The 18,374-nt window shown below is 69.2% G+C and carries 15 protein-coding genes; 7 read left to right on the top strand and 8 right to left on the bottom strand.

Going from position 1 to position 18,374, the window contains the following annotated elements; all coding sequences use genetic code 11:
• Positions 1-31 precede the first annotated feature (31 nt).
• The 3 genes from ACGFNK_RS38560 to ACGFNK_RS38550 all read left to right on the top strand — a co-directional run bounded on the left by ACGFNK_RS38560 (position 32) and on the right by ACGFNK_RS38550 (position 3,290).
• Positions 32-652, top strand: a complete 621-nt coding sequence (locus tag ACGFNK_RS38560; protein WP_393423687.1) for a TetR/AcrR family transcriptional regulator — start codon at positions 32-34, stop codon at positions 650-652.
• 293 nt (positions 653-945) lie between these two features.
• Positions 946-1,983 (top strand): endonuclease/exonuclease/phosphatase family protein, encoded by a 1,038-nt coding sequence (locus tag ACGFNK_RS38555; RefSeq protein WP_393423685.1) that lies wholly within the window; start codon positions 946-948, stop codon positions 1,981-1,983.
• Positions 1,984-2,072: 89 nt separating this feature from the next.
• Positions 2,073-3,290, top strand: coding sequence for an MFS transporter (locus ACGFNK_RS38550; protein ID WP_393423683.1), 1,218 nt, complete (start codon positions 2,073-2,075; stop codon positions 3,288-3,290).
• A gap of 261 nt (positions 3,291-3,551) precedes the next feature.
• Here the strand turns inward: ACGFNK_RS38550 and ACGFNK_RS38545 are convergent, their stop codons facing one another.
• The 4 genes from ACGFNK_RS38545 to ACGFNK_RS38530 form a co-directional block, all read right to left on the bottom strand.
• The gene (locus ACGFNK_RS38545) at positions 3,552-4,133 is read right to left on the bottom strand and encodes a DUF4232 domain-containing protein (RefSeq protein ID WP_393423681.1); all 582 of its coding nucleotides are present in this window, start codon (positions 4,131-4,133) and stop codon (positions 3,552-3,554) included.
• A gap of 206 nt (positions 4,134-4,339) precedes the next feature.
• Positions 4,340-6,094, bottom strand: coding sequence for an NAD+ synthase (locus tag ACGFNK_RS38540; RefSeq protein ID WP_393423679.1), 1,755 nt, complete (start codon positions 6,092-6,094; stop codon positions 4,340-4,342).
• Positions 6,095-6,272: 178 nt separating this feature from the next.
• Positions 6,273-6,893, bottom strand: coding sequence for a DUF305 domain-containing protein (locus tag ACGFNK_RS38535; RefSeq protein WP_393423929.1), 621 nt, complete (start codon positions 6,891-6,893; stop codon positions 6,273-6,275).
• Between the two features lie 46 nt (positions 6,894-6,939).
• On the bottom strand, positions 6,940-7,605 hold the full coding sequence (locus ACGFNK_RS38530) for a DUF3105 domain-containing protein (protein ID WP_393423677.1): 666 nt from the start codon (positions 7,603-7,605) through the stop codon (positions 6,940-6,942).
• A 315-nt stretch (positions 7,606-7,920) separates the two neighbouring features.
• Here ACGFNK_RS38530 and glnA point away from each other — a divergent pair, with 315 nt between their 5' ends.
• Entirely contained in the window at positions 7,921-9,282 is a 1,362-nt protein-coding gene (glnA, locus tag ACGFNK_RS38525; protein WP_393423675.1) for a type I glutamate--ammonia ligase, read from the top strand.
• Positions 9,283-9,350: 68 nt separating this feature from the next.
• On the opposite strand, the gene ACGFNK_RS38520 is transcribed toward glnA, so the two are convergent.
• Both ACGFNK_RS38520 and ACGFNK_RS38515 read right to left on the bottom strand, forming a co-directional pair.
• Positions 9,351-9,800: a VOC family protein gene (locus ACGFNK_RS38520; protein ID WP_393423673.1), complete on the bottom strand. Its 450-nt coding sequence runs from the start codon at positions 9,798-9,800 to the stop codon at positions 9,351-9,353.
• Positions 9,801-9,832: 32 nt separating this feature from the next.
• Positions 9,833-10,354: a pyridoxamine 5'-phosphate oxidase family protein gene (locus tag ACGFNK_RS38515; protein WP_393423671.1), complete on the bottom strand. Its 522-nt coding sequence runs from the start codon at positions 10,352-10,354 to the stop codon at positions 9,833-9,835.
• A 181-nt stretch (positions 10,355-10,535) separates the two neighbouring features.
• On the opposite strand from ACGFNK_RS38515, the gene ACGFNK_RS38510 reads away from it, so the two are divergent.
• Entirely contained in the window at positions 10,536-13,538 is a 3,003-nt protein-coding gene (locus tag ACGFNK_RS38510) for a bifunctional [glutamine synthetase] adenylyltransferase/[glutamine synthetase]-adenylyl-L-tyrosine phosphorylase (protein WP_393423669.1), read from the top strand.
• A gap of 22 nt (positions 13,539-13,560) precedes the next feature.
• Here the strand turns inward: ACGFNK_RS38510 and ACGFNK_RS38505 are convergent, their stop codons facing one another.
• Both ACGFNK_RS38505 and ACGFNK_RS38500 read right to left on the bottom strand, forming a co-directional pair.
• The gene (locus ACGFNK_RS38505) at positions 13,561-14,451 is read right to left on the bottom strand and encodes a phosphatase PAP2 family protein (protein WP_393423667.1); all 891 of its coding nucleotides are present in this window, start codon (positions 14,449-14,451) and stop codon (positions 13,561-13,563) included.
• Between the two features lie 108 nt (positions 14,452-14,559).
• Positions 14,560-15,594: a LacI family DNA-binding transcriptional regulator gene (locus ACGFNK_RS38500; protein WP_393423665.1), complete on the bottom strand. Its 1,035-nt coding sequence runs from the start codon at positions 15,592-15,594 to the stop codon at positions 14,560-14,562.
• 381 nt (positions 15,595-15,975) lie between these two features.
• Here ACGFNK_RS38500 and ACGFNK_RS38495 point away from each other — a divergent pair, with 381 nt between their 5' ends.
• Both ACGFNK_RS38495 and ACGFNK_RS38490 read left to right on the top strand, forming a co-directional pair.
• Positions 15,976-17,250, top strand: a complete 1,275-nt coding sequence (locus ACGFNK_RS38495) for an extracellular solute-binding protein (RefSeq protein ID WP_393423663.1) — start codon at positions 15,976-15,978, stop codon at positions 17,248-17,250.
• A 111-nt stretch (positions 17,251-17,361) separates the two neighbouring features.
• Positions 17,362-18,366, top strand: coding sequence for a carbohydrate ABC transporter permease (locus ACGFNK_RS38490; RefSeq protein WP_388678341.1), 1,005 nt, complete (start codon positions 17,362-17,364; stop codon positions 18,364-18,366).
• The last annotated feature ends 8 nt before the right edge of the window (positions 18,367-18,374 follow it).

The raw sequence follows: 18,374 nt of genomic DNA, 5'->3' as shown, positions 1-18,374 counted from the left end.
CCGAACAGGGCGGCGGACGAACGGAGTTGGCGTGGACCTCGCGGAGCAGGGGGCCGGACGCGGTGGGGCCGTGAGAGGGCGCCCGCGCAGTGAGAGCGTGGAGCGTTCCATCATCGAGGGTGTGATCGGGCTGCTGGAGGACGGTGTCCCGCTCGCGGAGATCTCCATAGAGCGCGTAGCCCGCACCGCAGGCGTGGGCAAGGCAACCATCTACCGTCGCTGGAGCGGCCGCGAGGAGCTGTTCTGCGACGTCATGCGCACCGCCGAGCAGGCCGACCTGGAGCTGCCCGGCACCTCGATGCGCGACGACCTGATCGCCCTCCTCGAGTCGATACGCAGGCGCGGCCTGGCCAACAGGTCGTCGGCGCTCGTGCACAACGTCTTCGCCCAGATGAAGAGCAGCCCCAAGCTGTGGAGCGCGTACCACGCGAACGTGATCGAGCCACGGCGCCGGCTCACCTACGAGGTGGTGCGCCGCGGGCAGGAGAACGGCGAGATCCGTTCAGACGTCGATGTCGAGCTGATCGGTGACCTGTTCAGCGGTCCCATGCTCGTACGCACCGCCATGCGCCCCGACGCCGAACTCCCCGACCATCTCGCCGAGGAGATCGTCGACACCGTCCTGGAGGGACTGCGGCCCGCCATGTCGTAAAGGTGCAGGCGTCGTAAGGCGCCACGTCGTGAAGGTGCCAGGTGTGAAGGTGCCATGACGTAAAGGTGCCATGACGTAAAGGCACCAAGTCGTGAAGCCCGGCCGACCCCTGAGTGAATGTGAGTGTTTTGTCACAGACCACTGCCGCCGGGTGGACGATCGGAACTGGGCATGCAGGCAGGCACGTCATCGTGCCCGTACTGCCGTCCTCGGGGCGGCCGGAAGGAACGCGATCATCCCCTAGGGTTTTGGGTGCGGGGGATGGTGTGAACGGCAGGTTGTGAGGCGAGAGTATGGCGCAGGCGTACAAGACGGAGACGGGCGGCGGCGGCCAGGAGCCCGACCGCAGAGAGCCCCGGCTTCAGCGCCTGCTCGACTCCGTCCGCAGTGACCGTCGTATCTGGCGGCGCGGCATCGTCCTCGCCGTGTGCGCGGTGCTCCTCGCCCTCGTGATGGTGCTGCACTCGCAGATCCCGAACGCGGTCGGCAACTTCGGCTCTCTCAACGAGACGTTCCTGCCCTGGCTGGGCGTCTTCATCCCGCTGCTGTTCGGTCTCGCACTGCTGAGGCGGTCCGCGACCGCACTGATCGCCGTGCTGGTGCCCGCGATCGTCTGGGTCAACCTCTTCGACTCACTGATCTTCGACAAGACCGGCAGCGGCGGGGACCTCACCGTCGCCACCCACAACGTCAACGCGGACAACGCGAACCCGTCCGGCACCGCCCGCGCCGTGGCCGCCTCCGGGGCCGACGTGGTGGCCCTGGAGGAGCTGACGGAGACCGCGGTCCCGGTGTACGAGAAGGCCCTCGCCGCGACGTACAAGTACCACTCCGTGCAGGGCACCGTCGGCCTGTGGAGCAAGTACCCGCTGAGCGACGTCAAGGCCGTCGACATCAAGCTGGGCTGGACGCGCGCCATGCGGGCGACCGTCACCGCACCGGGCGGGCAGCTCGCCGTGTACGTGGCGCACCTGCCCTCCGTACGGGTGAAGATCGAGGCCGGGTTCACCGCGCGGCAGCGCGACAAGAGCGCCGACGCGCTGGGCGAGGCCATCTCCCACGAGAAGCTGCCGAAGGCCGCCCTGCTCGGCGATCTGAACGGCACGATGAACGACCGCTCGCTCAATGCCGTCACCGCGCAGATGCGTTCCACGCAGGGCGCGGCGGGCAGCGGCTTCGGCTTCAGCTGGCCGGCGTCGTTCCCGATGGCGCGGATCGACCAGATTCTGGTGAAGGGCGTCGAGCCGGTCACCTCCTGGACCCTGCCGGAGACGGGCAGTGACCATCTCCCGATCGCCGCCCGCGTGAAGCTTGCGGACACCGGCTCGTAACCCCTGGGAATACTGGGCCTGAGAGAGTTTGTTCCGTACGTGAACATACGATGTACGGAACTTCGCTCTGCAACTCTGAAAGGCCCTCAATGCCCCTGGCACCCCTGCTCTCGCTCGCCGTGGGCGCCTTCGGTCTCGGCACCACCGAATTCGTGATGATGGGCCTGCTGCCCAACGTCGCCGATGACCTGTACATATCCATCCCCACCGCCGGGCACCTCGTCTCGGCGTACGCGCTCGGTGTCGTCGTCGGCGCCCCGCTGCTCGCCGCGGTGACGGCGAAGATGTCGCGCCGCAAGGTGCTGATCGGCCTGATGGCGCTGTTCGTCGCGGGCAACGCGCTCTCGGCGTTCGCGCCCGACCACCACTGGCTGCTCGCCGCCCGGCTGCTGAGCGGTCTGCCGCACGGCGCGTTCTTCGGTGTGGGCGCCGTCGTCGCCACCGGCCTGGTCGCCCCCGAGCGCAAGGCGCGCTCGGTCTCGCTGATGTTCCTCGGCCTGACGGTCGCGAACATCGCGGGAGTCCCCGTGGCGACCTTCATGGGGCAACACCTCGGCTGGCGTGCCACGTTCCTCGGCGTCAGCGCGATCGGCCTCGCGGCCATCGGCTCGCTGGCCCTGCTGGTGCCCCGGGACCACGCCCGCGCCGCGACCGACGGCCTGCGCGGCGAACTGGCCGCCCTGCGCTCCCTGCCCGTCTGGCTGTCCCTCGGCACGACGGTCGCGGGCTTCGGCGCGCTGTTCTCCGCGTACAGCTACATCACGCCGATGCTCACGGACTCCGCCGGCTACGCCGACTCCCATGTCACGCTGCTGCTGGCGCTGTTCGGCGTGGGCGCCACGGTGGGCAATCTGGCCGGGGGCCGCCTGGCGGACCACTCCCTGCGCGGCACTCTTTTCGGTGGCCTGGCGTCGCTGGTGACGGTGCTGGCCCTCTTCCCCGTACTCATGCAGACGCAATGGAGCGCGGCACTGGCGGTGACACTGCTCGGCACGGCGGCGTTCGTCACGGGCTCCCCGCTCCAGTTGATGGTGATGGAGAAGGCGTCGGCGGCCCCGTCGTTGGCCTCCTCCGCCAACCAGGCGGCGTTCAACCTCGCGAACGCGGGCGGCGCGTGGATCGGCGGCCTCGCCCTGGCAGTGGGCTTCGGCACGACGTCGCCGGCGTTGGCCGGGGCGGCGCTCGCGGTTCTGGGCCTGGGCGTTGCGGGGGCGGCGTACGCGGTGGACCGGCGCGATGTCGCCCCGACGGCGGGCCGAGTGGTCGCTACGCACGTTCTGCGCCATCGCGAAACGACCCACCGCTGACCGCTGACCCGATGACCGCTGCCGGGGCGCACCCACGGCGATCCCCGCCGTCGACGAATCCCGGCCGCCGGGGTCAGCCCCGGCCCGGGTGTCGGCGTCGGCGTCGAAGTGGGTCGCCGCCCGCACCAGGCCTGCGACATGTTCGCGCCGATGCGGGCACCGCGCACCATCCAGCGGATGCGCGCGGTAGCGCCGGACCGAGATACCGACCGCGGCCCGGCGGACAACGGTCCGCCGGGCCGCACAGAGTGCTCGCAGGAGTCACCAGGAAAGGGCGTCCTCCGCATCGGTCTGCCAGTAGGTCACCTTGGCACTGCTGTCGACGAAGACGGAGCCACCGGGCAGTTCGACGTCCGTGCCGTCCTCGTTGCCCTCGATGAACACCTCCAGGGAGTTGACCACGCGGCCGTGGGAGCCCGAGCCGTCTGCCGCGGACGTGGTGATACCGGCGTAGGCGCTCTCTCCCGGGGCGAGGACGGGGGCGGACTGCGGCTTGCTCGCCTCGATCTGCGGGGTGGCGGCTTGCGAGTCTCCGAACCTCAGGCTCGGGAAGCCCGCGAGCCTGCAGTCCACCCCGGCCCCGTTGGTCGCCGTGAGCAGCAGGTGGTTGACGGGCCGCTCGACCTTCTGGACGGAGAAGACCGTCTTGTTGATGTCGCAGTCTCCGATCGGCTCGCCCTTCGAGCTTCCGCCGGCGGCGTTGCCTAAGCTTGCGGCGTCGGCCCTGCTGCCGGCGCCCTCGCCCGCACTGAACGCGGTGGTCAGGGTCAGGGCGGTGATGGCCAGCACAGAAGCGGAGACAGTGCGGACGGTACGGCCGCGACGGTAAGCGGTGACACTCATGGCGACTTCCCCTAACGGGAGCGGTGGTTGACGAGCCGGTGTCATCACCGGCCCGTTCACGACTCCGCCATAAGTCTCACGGAAAGCGCCTTCTAAACTCAGGCTCCACTCTGTCCGCTGACGCCTCATCAACATCCAGCCACACACCGCCACCACCATCACCGAGCCTGTTCCGCTTCGACGGACCCCGTGGTGTGGTGGCCAGGTCACACGTTCTCGCGCCAGCGGTTCGTGATCGGCAGCCGGCGGTCCTTGCCGAAGCCCTTCGCCGAGATCTTGGTGCCCGGCGGGTACTGCCGCCGCTTGTACTCCGCCGTGTCGACCAGGCGGAGTGTCCTCGTGACCAGGTCGCGGTCGAACCCGGCCGCGACGATCGCGTCGGCGCCCGTGTCCCGGTCGACGTACAGCTCCAGGATCGCGTCCAGGACGGGGTAGTCCGGGAGTGAGTCGGTGTCGACCTGGTCCGGCCGCAGTTCGGCGCTCGGCGGCTTGGTGATGGAGTTCTCGGGGATCGGCGGGGTCTGGCCGCGCTCGGCCGCCGCCCGGTTGCGCCACTCGGCGAGCCGGAAGATCGACGTCTTGTACACGTCCTTGATGGGCCCGTACGCGCCCACCGAGTCGCCGTACAGCGTCGAATACCCCACCGCCAGCTCGGACTTGTTGCCCGGCGCCAGCACGATGTGCCCCTCCTGATTGGAGATCGCCATCAGCATCGTGCCGCGCAGCCGCGACTGAAGGTTCTCCTCGGCGAGACCCGTGAGCCCCAGCGACCCCATGTACGCGTCGAACATCGGCTCGATCGGTACGGTGCGGAAGTTGAGCCCGGTCCGCCGCGCCAGCTCGGCCGCGTCCCCCTTGGAGTGGTCCGAGGAGTACTTGGACGGCATCGAGACCCCGTACACGTTCTCCGCCCCGAGCGCGTCGCAGGCTATCGCGGCCACGAGCGCGGAGTCGATGCCACCGGAGAGCCCGATCAGCACCGAACGGAAACCGTTCTTCGCGACGTACGCCCGAAGGCCGACCACGAGCGCCGAGTACACCTCCTCGTCGTCGTCCAGCCGTTCCGCGTATCCACCGGTGAGCTCCGGCTCGTACGCGGGCAGCGGGTCCTCGGAGATGACGAGGTGCTCGATCCGCATCCCGTCGTCCACGATGCCCGACGGGGGCTCGACGGCAGCGGCCGGCAGATCGAGGTCGAGTACGACACACCCCTCGGCGAACTGCGGGGCCCGCGCGACGACTTCACCGTCCCGATCGACCACGATCGAGTCCCCGTCGAAGACCAGCTCGTCCTGCCCGCCCATCATGGCGAGGTACGCGGTCGTGCAGCCGGCCTCCTGCGCCCGCTTGCGCACCAGCTCAAGACGGGTGTCGTCCTTGTCGCGCTCGTACGGGGAGGCGTTGACGGAGAGCAGTAGCCCGGCCCCGGCGGTCCGGGTGGCCGGCACCCGCCCGCCGTCCTGCCAGAGGTCCTCGCAGATGGCGAGGGCCACGTCGATGCCATGGACCCGCACGATCGGCAAGGTGTCGCCGGGGACGAAGTAGCGGAACTCGTCGAAGACGCCGTAGTTCGGCAGGTGGTGCTTGGCGAAGGTGAGCGCCACCTGACCGCCGTGCAGCACGGCGGCGGCGTTCCGCGGCGCTCCGGCCGGCTGGCCGAACTTCGGCTGGGCGGCCTCGGACCGGTCGAGATAGCCGACGATCACCGGCAGCCGGCCGAAGCCCTCGTCGGCGAGGCGCGCGGCGAGGTTCCGCAGGGCCGCGCGGGAGGCCTCGACGAAGGACGGCCGCAGGGCCAGGTCCTCGACGGGATACCCGGTCAGCACCATCTCCGGGAACGCCACCAGATGCGCTCCCTGCTCGGCGGAGTGCCGGGTCCAGCGGACGATCGACTCGGCGTTGCCGGCGAGGTCGCCGACGGTCGAGTCGATCTGATTCAGGGCGAGGCGTAGTTGAGGCACGCGGCCAGTGTAATCGTCAATCCGACGCGATGGGGTGTGGCGAGCCCCACGTAAGCGCTCCGCTTGGAGAGCGGTTCCAAGGGGCGTTCTTTGTCTGCGGGTGCGCTGTGGCTGGTCGCGCCCACGCGGCGGAGCCGCACATGTCACAGCCCCACGCCCCTTCGGGGCGCACCCTGTGCTACTCGGGCGGCTTCGCCCCCCGCTTCTTCAGCAGGTCCGTCATCAGCTTCATCTCCGACTCCTGGGCCTCGACCATGCCCCGCGCGAGATCGCGCTCCACCCCGGCCTCACATCGCTCCACGCAGCCCTCGGCCATGTGCACGCCGCCCATGTGATGGGCGTACATCAGCTGGAGGAAGCGGATCTCGGCCGCCTTGCCGCTCGCCTTCTCGAGCGACTTCAGCTCGGTGTCGGTCGCCATCCCGGGCATCAGCGCGCCGTCCTCGCCGGACGGCATGTCGCCCATGCCCATCCACGTCATCGGCGGGTCCGCGGACACCTTCGGCAGCTGCCACAGGTCCAGCCAGCCGATCAGCATGCCGCGCTGGTTGGCCTGCGTCTGTGCGATGTCGTACGCGAGACGGCGTACCTCTTCGTCCTCGGTGCGGTCCCGCACGATGTACGACATCTCGACGGCCTGCTGGTGGTGGACCGCCATGTCGCGTGCGAAGCCCGCGTCCGCGGAGTCGGCCGCCGGGATCCGCACGCCCGAGTCGCCGTCGGCGATCGCGTACGTGATCCCGCCGGCCGCCACGAGGACGGCCGCGGCGGCCCCGGCGATCCAGCCGACGTGCTTCATCGTTGCCACGGCTTTCTGCTTGCCTTCGTTTCCTGCGTACGGGCTGCTACTTGTCGAGGCCGCCGGTGCAGGCGGCGCCCTTCTCCGGCGTCTGCTCGCCCTGTACGTACGTCTCGAAGAACTTGTTCACATTCGGGTCGCTCGCGCTCGTCACCGTGCGCTGCTTGCCCCAGGCGGAGAGCATGATCGGGTCCTTCTGGTCCTCGACCGGGCTCATCAGCGAGTACGGGGTCTTCTCGACCTTGTCCGCGAGCGCCTTCACGTCCGCGTCCGAGGCCTTGCCGTTGTACGTCACCCAGACCGCGCCGTGCTCCAGGGAGTGCACGGCGTTCACCTTCTTGATCTCCTCGGTGTAGACGTCGCCGTCGCAGTTCATCCACACCTGGTTGTGGTCGCCGCCCACCGGGGGGTTCATCGGGTAGTCGACGTCGCCGTTGACGTGGGTCTGGGACAGCTTCGTGCTCCAGGTCCTGACGCCGTCCTTGCCCGCGACGAACTTCCCCTTCTGGCTGTTCGACGAGCTGCTGTTACTGCTGTCGTCGGACTGCGTGCTGATGAGGTACGCACCGCCGGCCACGAGGCCGCCGACTATGACCGCGCTCGCGGTGATCGTGAGGATCCGGTTGCGGCGCTCGCGGGCCTGCTCGGCGCGGCGCATCTCCTCTATGCGTGCCTTGCGCGACGCGGACGCTTTGTTCTTCGCGGAACCCATGGTGAGTCCTTAGTGGCCTTGGGGGAGACGGTCGGGTGAGGTTGATCGTAGTCCGGCCGGAAGCGGCGTACGTAGTGCCCCTGGTCGTCGGCCGCACATTTCCCGCCCCGGCATTACAGGGGCTCGGGTGAACAGGCACTATGGGCAGCAGAGCAGGACACCTGCCGTACGTGAGGCGTTCAGACCGAGGTCGGCCGCCCGATCAAGGTCCGCAACGCGCACGAAATGGTGTTGTGGTGGGATGCTCATGTGCCCGACCGCCTCCCTGGCGCGGGAGCAGGCGGTCTGACCAGCAAGGATGGGTGGAAGCGGAAGATGGACAAGCAGCAGGAGTTCGTACTCCGGACGCTGGAGGAGCGCGACATCCGGTTCGTACGGCTGTGGTTCACGGACGTGCTGGGCTTCCTCAAGTCCGTGGCCGTGGCCCCGGCCGAGCTGGAGCAGGCCTTCGACGAGGGCATCGGCTTCGACGGCTCCGCGATCGAGGGCTTCGCCCGGGTCTACGAGTCGGACATGATCGCCAAGCCGGACCCGTCGACCTTCCAGGTCCTGCCGTGGCGCGCGGAGGCACCCGGTACGGCCCGTATGTTCTGCGACATCCTCATGCCGGACGGCTCTCCGTCCTTCGCGGACCCGCGGTACGTACTGAAGCGCGCCCTCGCCAAGACCTCCGACCTGGGCTTCACCTTCTACACCCACCCCGAGATCGAGTTCTTCCTGCTGAAGGACCGCCCGCTGGACGGCTCGCGCCCGACGCCCGCCGACAACTCCGGCTACTTCGACCACACCCCGCAGAACGTGGGCATGGACTTCCGCCGCCAGGCGATCACGATGCTGGAGTCGATGGGTATCTCGGTCGAGTTCTCGCACCACGAGGGCGCGCCGGGCCAGCAGGAGATCGACCTGAGGTACGCGGACGCGCTGTCCACGGCCGACAACATCATGACGTTCCGCCTGGTCATGAAGCAGGTGGCGCTGGAGCAGGGCGTCCAGGCGACCTTCATGCCGAAGCCGTTCTCCGAGCACCCGGGCAGCGGCATGCACACGCACCTCTCGCTCTTCGAGGGCGACCGGAACGCGTTCTACGAGTCGGGCTCGGAGTACCAGCTCTCCAAGGTGGGCCGCTCCTTCATCGCGGGCCTGCTGAAGCACGCGGCGGAGATCGCGGCGGTGACGAACCAGTGGGTCAACTCGTACAAGCGCATCTGGGGCGGCGCCGCGCGCACCGCCGGCGCCGGCGGTGAGGCCCCCTCGTACATCTGCTGGGGGCACAACAACCGCTCGGCCCTGGTCCGCGTCCCGATGTACAAGCCCGGCAAGACCGGTTCCGCGCGGGTCGAGGTCCGCTCCCTGGACTCGGGCGCGAACCCGTACCTGGCCTACGCGTCCCTGCTGGCCGCCGGCCTCAAGGGCATCGAGGAGGGCTACGAGCTCCCGCCGGGCGCCGAGGACGACGTCTGGGCCCTCACGGACGCCGAACGCCGCGCCATGGGCATCGAACCCCTCCCGCAGAACCTCGGCGAGGCCCTCTCCCTGATGGAACGCAGCGACCTGGTCGCCGAGACTCTGGGCGAGCACGTCTTCGACTTCTTCCTGCGCAACAAGCGCCAGGAGTGGGAGGAGTACCGCAGCGAGGTCACGGCCTTCGAGCTGCGGAAGAACCTGCCGGTTCTGTAGGCGCTGCAAGCGTTGTAGGCGGAGACGGTCGGGGGCGCCGAGTCGGCGCCCCTCCCCGTACCTGCCGCTCAGCCCTCCCGCTGCCGCCTCTGCTCGGCCAGCAGCTCGTGCAAGGGCTCTGTGGCCCGGCGGCGGTACTCCTGGATGGCCCAGCCGTTGCCGTCCGGGTCCTTGAAGTACATGAAGGTGGCGCCGTCGTCCGGCGCGTACTGCACCGGCTCGGAGACCTCCAGGCCGCGCTCGGTCAGTTCGGCGTGGGCCGCCTTGATGTCCGTGACGCACAGCTGAAGCCCTTGGTACGAGCCGGGTGCCGGCGTCGGTCCGTCCATCGTGTCCCAGACGGTGTCGCCGAGGGCGATCGAGCAGCCGGAGCCCGGAGGCGTCAGCTGGACGATGCGCATGCCCGGCATGACCTCCTGGTCGATGTCGACATGGAAGCCGAGCTTGTCCCGGTAGAAGTCCCGGGACCGGTCCAGGTCACTGACCGGCAGCGGGATCACTTCGAGCGTGTACTCCATCACTGGTCCTCCAGTTCGCCCCGACGAAAGAGTCACTCGAACCGCCAGCGGGTCTGACTGAACGGCTCTCCCTTACCGAAGCCGAAAACGATCCGGGGCGCCACCGAAAAGACGAAGGCGTCGCCCGGGCCGTGGTGGAAACGGCCGTCCCGCACCTCGAAGTGCCAGAAGCTGCCGTACTTGCGCTCCCAGGCGTCGGCCAGTTCGCGCAGCCGGCCGTCGTCGGCGACCCGGACCGCCTCGCCCTCCACCACCAGGTCGTAGCCCTTGTTCCAGGTGTTGGTACCGGTGGTCAGGACCACGTTCGGATTCCGCTCCAGGTTCCTCGCCTTGCGCTCCTCGGGCCCGGTGCAGAAGTGCACCGCACCGTCCGCCCACACCGCGGGCAGCGGTGTGACATGCGGCCGCCCGTCGGGCCGTACCGTCGAGATCCAGAACAGCTCGGCCTCGGAGAGCATCGCCTCGGTCTCGGACCAGGGCGGTGCGGTGGCGCCTTCGCTGCTGTAGCGGGGGTCGAGTTCAGCTCGTGGTTCCAGCGGTTCCAGTGGTGCCATGCGGTTTCGCCTCTTCCTTCTCTGAGTCTTCCTCTGAGTCTTCTGTTCCGTGATTTCTCCTCGACGGAACAGACTCCGCCGGCCGCCCGAACTCATCGCTCGCACTCCCGTCCGGGCGCTTCCCGCAAGCACTCCGGTTAGGCTCATGGCCGTAGGACCTTGATCCGAGGGGAGGCCGGGGATGGCGACGCCGGGGCGCAGGAGCAGTACCTTCTCGCGGCTGCTGCGGCACGGTTTCACCGATCCGTCGGCCGCCGAGCGGCTTCTGGAGAGCGGCGAGCTGGCGCCGATAAGGAACGACCCGGTGCTGCTCGACGCACTCGGGGAGACTGCCGATCCGGACCTGGCGCTGCTCGGGCTTGTACGGCTCGTCGAAGCGCAGAAGGATCACGCGGGTCAGCGCGAGCTGCTGGACACGCTGATCTCGGCGAAGCCGCTGCGTGACCGGCTCCTCGGAGTGCTCGGCGCCTCCGCCGCGCTCGGTGACCATCTGGCCCGGCACCCGCTCGACTGGCAGGCGCTCGTGATGTACGAGCCGCAGGACCTGCACCCGGGGATCGCGGAGTTCGAACGTGGCCTCGCCGAAGCCGCCGACCCGGTGTCCCTGCGCGTCGCGTACCGCCGCTGCCTGCTGTCCATCGCCGCACGCGACGTATGCGGAACCACCGATCTCGCCGAGACCGCCGCCGAGCTCGCGGACCTCGCGACCGCCACGCTGCGCGCCGCGCTGGCCATCGCCCGGGCCGCCGCCCCCGAGGACGCCGCCATGTGCCGCCTTGCGGTCATCGCGATGGGCAAGTGCGGGGGCCAGGAGCTGAACTACGTCTCCGACGTGGACGTCATCTTCGTGGCGGAGGCCGTGAACGGAGCCGACGAGGGCAAGGCCCTGCGCGCCGCGACCCGGCTCGCCTCCCACCTGATGCGGATCTGCTCCGAGACCACCGTCGAGGGCTCCATCTGGCCCGTCGACGCCAATCTGCGGCCGGAGGGCAGAAACGGCCCGCTGGTCCGTACGCTCTCCAGCCACCTCGCCTACTACCAGCGCTGGGCCAAGACCTGGGAGTTCCAGGCCCTGCTCAAGGCCCGGCCGGTCGCCGGGGACATCGAACTCGGCGAGGAGTACATCGCCACGCTCGCCCCCCTCGTCTGGCAGGCCGCCGAACGTGAGAACTTCGTCCCCGACGTCCAGAAGATGCGCCGCCGCGTCGTCGAGAACATCCCCGTCGCCGAGATCGAGCGCGAGCTGAAACTCGGTCCCGGCGGACTGCGGGATGTCGAATTCGCCGTACAGCTCCTGCAGCTGGTGCACGGCCGGGCCGATACGTCGCTACGGAGCCGGACCACGCTGGAGGCCCTGAAGGCACTGGCCGCGGGCGGCTACGTGGGGCGCTCCGACGCCGTGCAGCTGGACGAGGCGTACCGGTTCCTGCGCTTGATGGAGCACCGTATCCAGCTCTACCGGCTGCGGCGTACGCATCTCGTGCCGGAGAGCGAAGCCGATCTGCGCCGTATCGGCCGCTCGCTCGGCCTGCGCACCGACCCCGTCACCGAGCTGAACCGTCAGTGGCGGCGGCACACCTCCGTCGTACGACGCCTGCACGAGAAGCTCTTCTACCGGCCGCTGCTCGACGCCGTGGCCCAACTCGCGCCCGTCGAGGCCCGGTTGAGCGCGGACGCGGCCCGCGAGCGGCTGGTCGCCCTCGGCTACGCGGACCCGGCGTCCGCGCTGCGCCACCTGGAGGCGCTGGCGTCCGGCGTCACCCGCAAGGCGGCGATCCAGCGGACATTGCTGCCCGTGCTCCTTGGCTGGTTCGCGGACTCCGCCGACCCCGACGCGGGACTGCTCAACTTCCGCAAGGTGTCGGACGCCCTGGGTAAAACCCCCTGGTACCTACGGCTGCTCCGGGACGAGGGAGCCGCCGCCGAGAACCTGGCCCGGGTCCTGTCCGCCGGGCGGCTGGCCCCCGACCTGCTGATGCGGGCCCCCGAGGCGGTGGCGCTGCTCGGCGACGGCAACGGCGACGGGGGCGGCCTCGGCCCCCGCGACCGTGCCCACCTGGAGCAGGAGATCCTCTCCGCCGTGGGGCGCGCCGACGGGGGAGAGGCCGCGGTCACCGCCGCGCGCGGGGTGCGTCGACGCGAGCTGTTCCGTACGGCCGCCGCCGACATCGTCCGCTCGTACGGCACGGAGGAGTCGCCCGCCGCCGCCGATCAGGGCGCGCTCGTCGACATGGTCGGCGGCGCGGTGTCCGACCTGACGGCCGCGACGCTCGCCGGGACGCTGCGTGCCGTCGTACGGCAGGGCTGGGGGGACACGCTGCCGACCCGCTTCGCGGTGATCGGGATGGGGCGGTTCGGCGGGCACGAGCTGGGTTACGGCTCCGATGCGGACGTGTTGTTCGTACACGAACCACGCGAGGGCGTACCCGAGCAGGAGGCCTCGAAGGCCGCCCACGCCGTGGTCGCGGAAATGCGGCGGCTGTTGCAGATCCCGAGTTCCGACCCGCCGTTGCTGATCGACGCCGATCTGCGGCCGGAGGGGAAGTCGGGGCCGCTGGTGCGGACGCTGAACTCGTACGAGGCGTACTACCGGCGCTGGTCCCTGGTGTGGGAGTCCCAGGCCCTGCTGCGAGCCGAACCCGTCGCCGGGAACGCGGACCTGGGGCAGCGGTTCATCGAACTGATCGACCCGCTGCGGTACCCCGCGGAAGGACTCGGCGACGACGCCGTACGCGAGATACGGCGTCTGAAGGCCCGCATGGAATCCGAGCGTCTGCCCCGCGCCGCCGATCCCACCCTCCACACCAAACTCGGGCGCGGCGGACTGTCGGACGTGGAGTGGACGGTGCAGCTTCTCCAGCTCCAGCACGGCTGGGCAGAGCCGGGCCTGCGCACGACGCGTACGCGCGAGGCCCTTGCCGCCGCATGCGCCGCCGGACTGATCTCCGCGGAGGACGCGTCGGTACTGGACGAGGCGTGGGTGCTGGCCACTCGGGTGCGGAACGCGGTGATGCTGGTGCGGGGGCGGGCCGGCGACACGTTCCCGTCGGGCGGGCGCGAGCTGGCGGCGGTGGGCCGGTATCTGGGCTTCGGCCCAGGGCATGTGGGCGACATGCTGGACGCGTACCGGCGTACGACGCGTCGGGCGCGGGGTGTGGTGGAGGAGTTGTTCTACGGGGGGTAGGGGCTTGGGGGTTTTCGCCCCCTCACGCTCTGGTCGGCAGGACCCGCCGCTCCCGGCCCCCGGCGGGCGTCGGTACCGGTACCAGTTGCGGCAACCCGTACGGCAGTACCCCGTACCAGACCCACGCCACCGCGAAGCCGAACCCCAGGCACAGCATGCCCCCCACCGCGTCCAGCCAGAAGTGGTTGGCCGTGGCGACGATGACGACCAGCGTGGCCGTGGGGTACAGGAGGCCGAGGACCCGGACCCAGGGGACGGAGGCGAGGGCGAAGATCGTCAGGCCGGACCAGACGGACCAGCCGATGTGCATGGAGGGCATCGCGGCGTACTGGTTCGACATGTTCTTCAGGTCACCGGACGCCATGGAGCCCCAGGTCTGGTGGACGACGACCGTGTCGATGAAGTCGCTGCTGTTCATCAGGCGGGGTGGCGCCAGCGGATACAGGTAGTAGCCGACGAGGGCGACACCCGTGGTCGCGAACAGCACCATGCGGGTCGCCGCGTAGCGGCCGGGATGGCTACGGAAGAGCCACACCAGGACACCGAGCGTGACGATGAAGTGCAGTGTCGCGTAGTAGTAGTTCATGCCGACGATCAGCCAAGTCACCGAGTTCACGGCGTGGTTGACGGTCTCCTCGACGGCGATCCCGAGGTGGTGCTCCACCTTCCAGATCCAGTCGGCGTTTTGCAGCGCCTCGGCTTTCTGCTCCGGAACGGCATTGCGGATGAGCGAGTACGTCCAGTAACTCACCGCGATCAACAGGATTTCGAACCAGAGGCGGGGACGACGCGGCGCACGCAGCCGGCGCAGGAAGTCCTGGCCCGCGCGGCGGCGGCCGTCGACCTCGTCCGCGACGGGCGTCGGACCGGCCTGTTGACGGCCTTCCAGAGTCGTCACCGTCGTCTCACCCATAGGGGAAGAGTCTGCCAGAGAATCCGTCCCCCACCGATCATCCGTCGGTCGGGTCCTGGTCGCACCTTCTACGCCTCAGGGACTTGGGGACGCGGCGTTTTCTACTGCCTAGGGACGATTCCGTTCCCCAGGGGACGAAGCGGTCGAACCCCGTACCACCAGCTCCGGCATGAACACGAACTCACTGTGGGGAGCCGGTGTCCCCCCGATCTCCTCCAGCAACGTCCGCACGGCCGCCTGGCCCATGGCCGGCACCGGCTTGCGGATCGTGGTGAGCGGCGGGTCGGTGAACGCTATGAGCGGGGAGTCGTCGAAGCCGACCACCGAGATGTCCCGCGGAACATCCAGGCCGCGCTGCCGCGCCGCCCGGATCGCACCGAGCGCCATCATGTCGCTCGCGCAGACGACGGCCGTGCACGCGCGGTCGATCAGAGCGGTGGCCGCGGCCTGGCCGCCCTCCAGGGTGTAGAGCGAGTGCTGCACCAGCCGCTGCTCGACGTCGGCCGTACTCAGGCCCAGCAGGTCCTGCATCGTCCGCACGAAGCCCTCGATCTTCCGCTGTACCGGCACGAACCGCTTCGGGCCGAGCGCGAGCCCGATGTTCGTATGCCCCAGCGAGACGAGGTGGGTGACGGCGAGAGCCATCGCCGCGCGGTCGTCCGGCGAGATGAACGGGGCCTGGACCTTCGGCGAGAAACCGTCGACGAGGACGTAGGGGACGCCCTGGCCGCGCAGCCGCTCGTAGCGCTGCATGTCCGCGGAGGTGTCCGCGTGCAGCCCCGAGACGAAGATGATCCCGGCGACACCCCGGTCGACGAGCATCTCCGTCAGCTCGTCCTCGGTGGAGCCGCCCGGAGTCTGTGTCGCGAGGACCGGCGTGTAGCCCTGGCGGGTCAGGGCCTGGCCGATGACCTGGGCCAGCGCCGGGAATATCGGATTCTCCAGCTCCGGCGTGATCAGGCCGACCAGACCCTCGCTGCGCTGCCGCAGCCGTACCGGGCGTTCGTAGCCGAGGACGTCCAGTGCGGCCAGTACGGACTGGCGGGTGGTGGCGGCGACGCCCGGCTTCCCGTTCAGGACGCGGCTGACGGTCGCTTCGCTCACCCCCGCCTGGGCTGCGATGTCGGCAAGCCGTGTGGTCACAGGGGTGGACTGTACCGGCCGGGTGTCGCCGTGCACACCGGTCCGGCGTGGTGGGCGACCTGGTGACCGGCCCGGTCCGGGCTGCTGGGGCATCGCGCTCCCTGGTGAAAGTGACGGCAAGGGCTTGCAGAGTCTTGCATAGGCAGTGCGGGCTGCTCTACGTCCGTAAACAAGCGTCTCACGCCGGTCGCTCCTGGGTCACGTCGGGATAACTTCGAAGATCACTTGCATTTTTTTGCTGCAAGCTCTTTCGTAACGCTTGCAGCGCTGTTACGTTCAGCGTCGCCCGGCGGCGGCAGCGACGCAGTCCGCGAGTCGGCGGCGAGCGGCGGACGGGGCCGCTCTCGAAACCACACGGGCTTTCACCCTCAAGGAGAACTCATGCGGCGTGGCATAGCGGCCACCGCACTGGTGGCGTCCCTCGCCCTCATGGCGACGGCCTGCGGCGGCAGTGACAGCGGCAGCGACGAGTCGGACGGCCCTCTCACCATCACCTGGTGGGACACCTCCAACGCCACCAATGAGGCACCCACGTACCAGGCCCTGGTCAAGGAATTCGAGAAGGCCAACCCTGACATCAAGGTCGACTACGTCAACGTGCCCTTCGACCAGGCGCAGAACAAGTTCGACACCGCCGCCGGAGCCAAGGGCGCCCCGGACATCCTGCGCTCCGAGGTCGGCTGGACCCCCGCCTTCGCCAAGAAGGGCTTCTTCCTGCCGCTGGACGGCACCGAGGCCCTCGCCGACCAGGACAAGTTCCAGTCCAGCCTGGTCGAGCAGGCCAAGTACGACGGCAAGACGTACGGCGTCCCCCTGGTCACCGACACGCTCGCACTGGTCTACAACAAGGACCTCTTCAAGCAGGCCGGCATCAGCAAGCCGCCCGCCACCTGGGACGACCTGAAGAAGGCCGCCGCCACCATCAAGGACAAGACCGGCGTCGACGGCTACTGGGGCTCCACCCAGGCCTACTACGCGCAGTCCTTCCTCTACGGCGAGGGCGCCGACACGGTGGACGCCGACGCCAAGAAGATCACCGTGAAGTCGCCGGCCGCGGTCAAGGGCTACGAGACCTGGAAGAGCCTCTTCGGCGGCAAGGGCCTGCACAAGGCCGACACCACCGCCGACGCGTACGCCCATATCCAGGAGGCGTTCGTCAGCGGCAAGGTCGCCTCGATCATCCAGGGCCCCTGGGAGATCACGAACTTCTACAAGGGCTCGGCCTTCAAGGACAAGGCCAACCTCGGCATCGCCACCGTCCCGGCCGGCTCCACCGGCAAGGCGGGCGCCCCGACCGGCGGCCACAACCTCTCCGTGTACGCCGGCTCGGACCAGGCGCACCAGGAGGCCTCGCTGAAGTTCCTGAAGTTCATGACCTCGGCGAAGTCCCAGGAGACGATCGCCCTCAAGAACTCCACGCTGCCGACCCGCGAGGACGCCTACACCGCCGAGGTCAAGGCCGACCCGGGCATCGCCGGCTACCAGGCCGTGCTCCCCGCCGCCCAGCCGCGCCCGGCGCTGCCCGAGTACAGCTCCCTGTGGACCCCGCTCGACACCGAACTCAACGAGGTCGCCGGCGGCAAGAAGTCCCTCGACGAGGGCCTGAGCAGCGCTCAGACCGCGATCGCCAAGCTGGTCCCGGACTTCAGCAAGTGACTCCGCGTGGCCGTCGGGTCCCCCTGATCTCGGGGGAGGGACCCGACGGCCACCGGCCTGCCGCCACCCGGCTCACCCCAGATCCGCAGATCTCCACGAAGGTTGTCGACCATGACAGTCGCCATCGACCGCGCGACCGGCAAGCGCCGCGGTGAGCGGGCCCCGCGCCCCGGGCCACTGAGGCGCCTCAGGCACAGCTACCAGAAGTACTGGTACGCGTACGCGATGATCACGCCCGTGGTCATCGTGCTCGGTGTCCTCGTGCTCTACCCCCTGGGATACGGCCTCTACCTGTCGCTCACCGACGCCAACAGCCTCAACACGGCCCGCACGATCGGCGTCAACGAGATCGAGGCGACGTACAAGTTCATCGGCCTCGACAACTACGCCGACCTCCTGTGGGGCGAGACCGCCTACGACCGCTTCTGGTCGCACTTCATCTGGACGATCGTCTGGACGGCCGCCTGCGTCGCCCTGCACTACTCCATCGGCCTCGGCCTCGCGCTGCTGCTCAACCAGAAGCTCCGCGGACGGACGCTGTACCGCCTGATCCTGGTCCTGCCGTGGGCCGTGCCCACCTTCGTCACCGTCTTCGGCTGGCGCTTCATGCTCGCCGACAGCGGCGTCATCAACTCGGCCCTCGACGCGCTGCACCTGCCGACGCCGCTGTGGCTGGAGGACACCTTCTGGCAGCGGTTCGCCGCGATCATGGTCAACACCTGGTGCGGTGTGCCGTTCATGATGGTCTCGCTGCTCGGCGGACTGCAGTCGATCGACTCGGCGCTGTACGAGGCCGCCGAGATGGACGGCGCCGGCGCATGGCAGCGGTTCCGGTACGTCACCCTGCCGGGCCTGAGGTCCGTCAGCTCCACCGTCGTACTCCTCGGCGTCATCTGGACCTTCAACCAGTTCGCCATCATCTTCCTGCTGTTCGGCAACACCGCCCCGGACGTCGACATCCTCGTGACCTGGGCGTACTACCTGGGCTTCGGCCAGCAGCCACGCGACTACGCGCAGTCCGCGGCGTACGGCATCCTGCTCCTCTCCATCCTGATCGTCTTCACCTCCGTCTATCGCCGCTGGCTGAACCGCAACGATCCGCAGCTCGCGATCTGAGGCAGGAG

This window comes from Streptomyces sp. NPDC048825, from assembly GCF_043198355.1.
Taxonomy (GTDB): domain Bacteria; phylum Actinomycetota; class Actinomycetes; order Streptomycetales; family Streptomycetaceae; genus Streptomyces; species Streptomyces xiangluensis.
The sequence above is the reverse complement of the archived record's forward strand: the minus strand, read 5'-3'. Positions and strand labels throughout refer to the sequence as shown.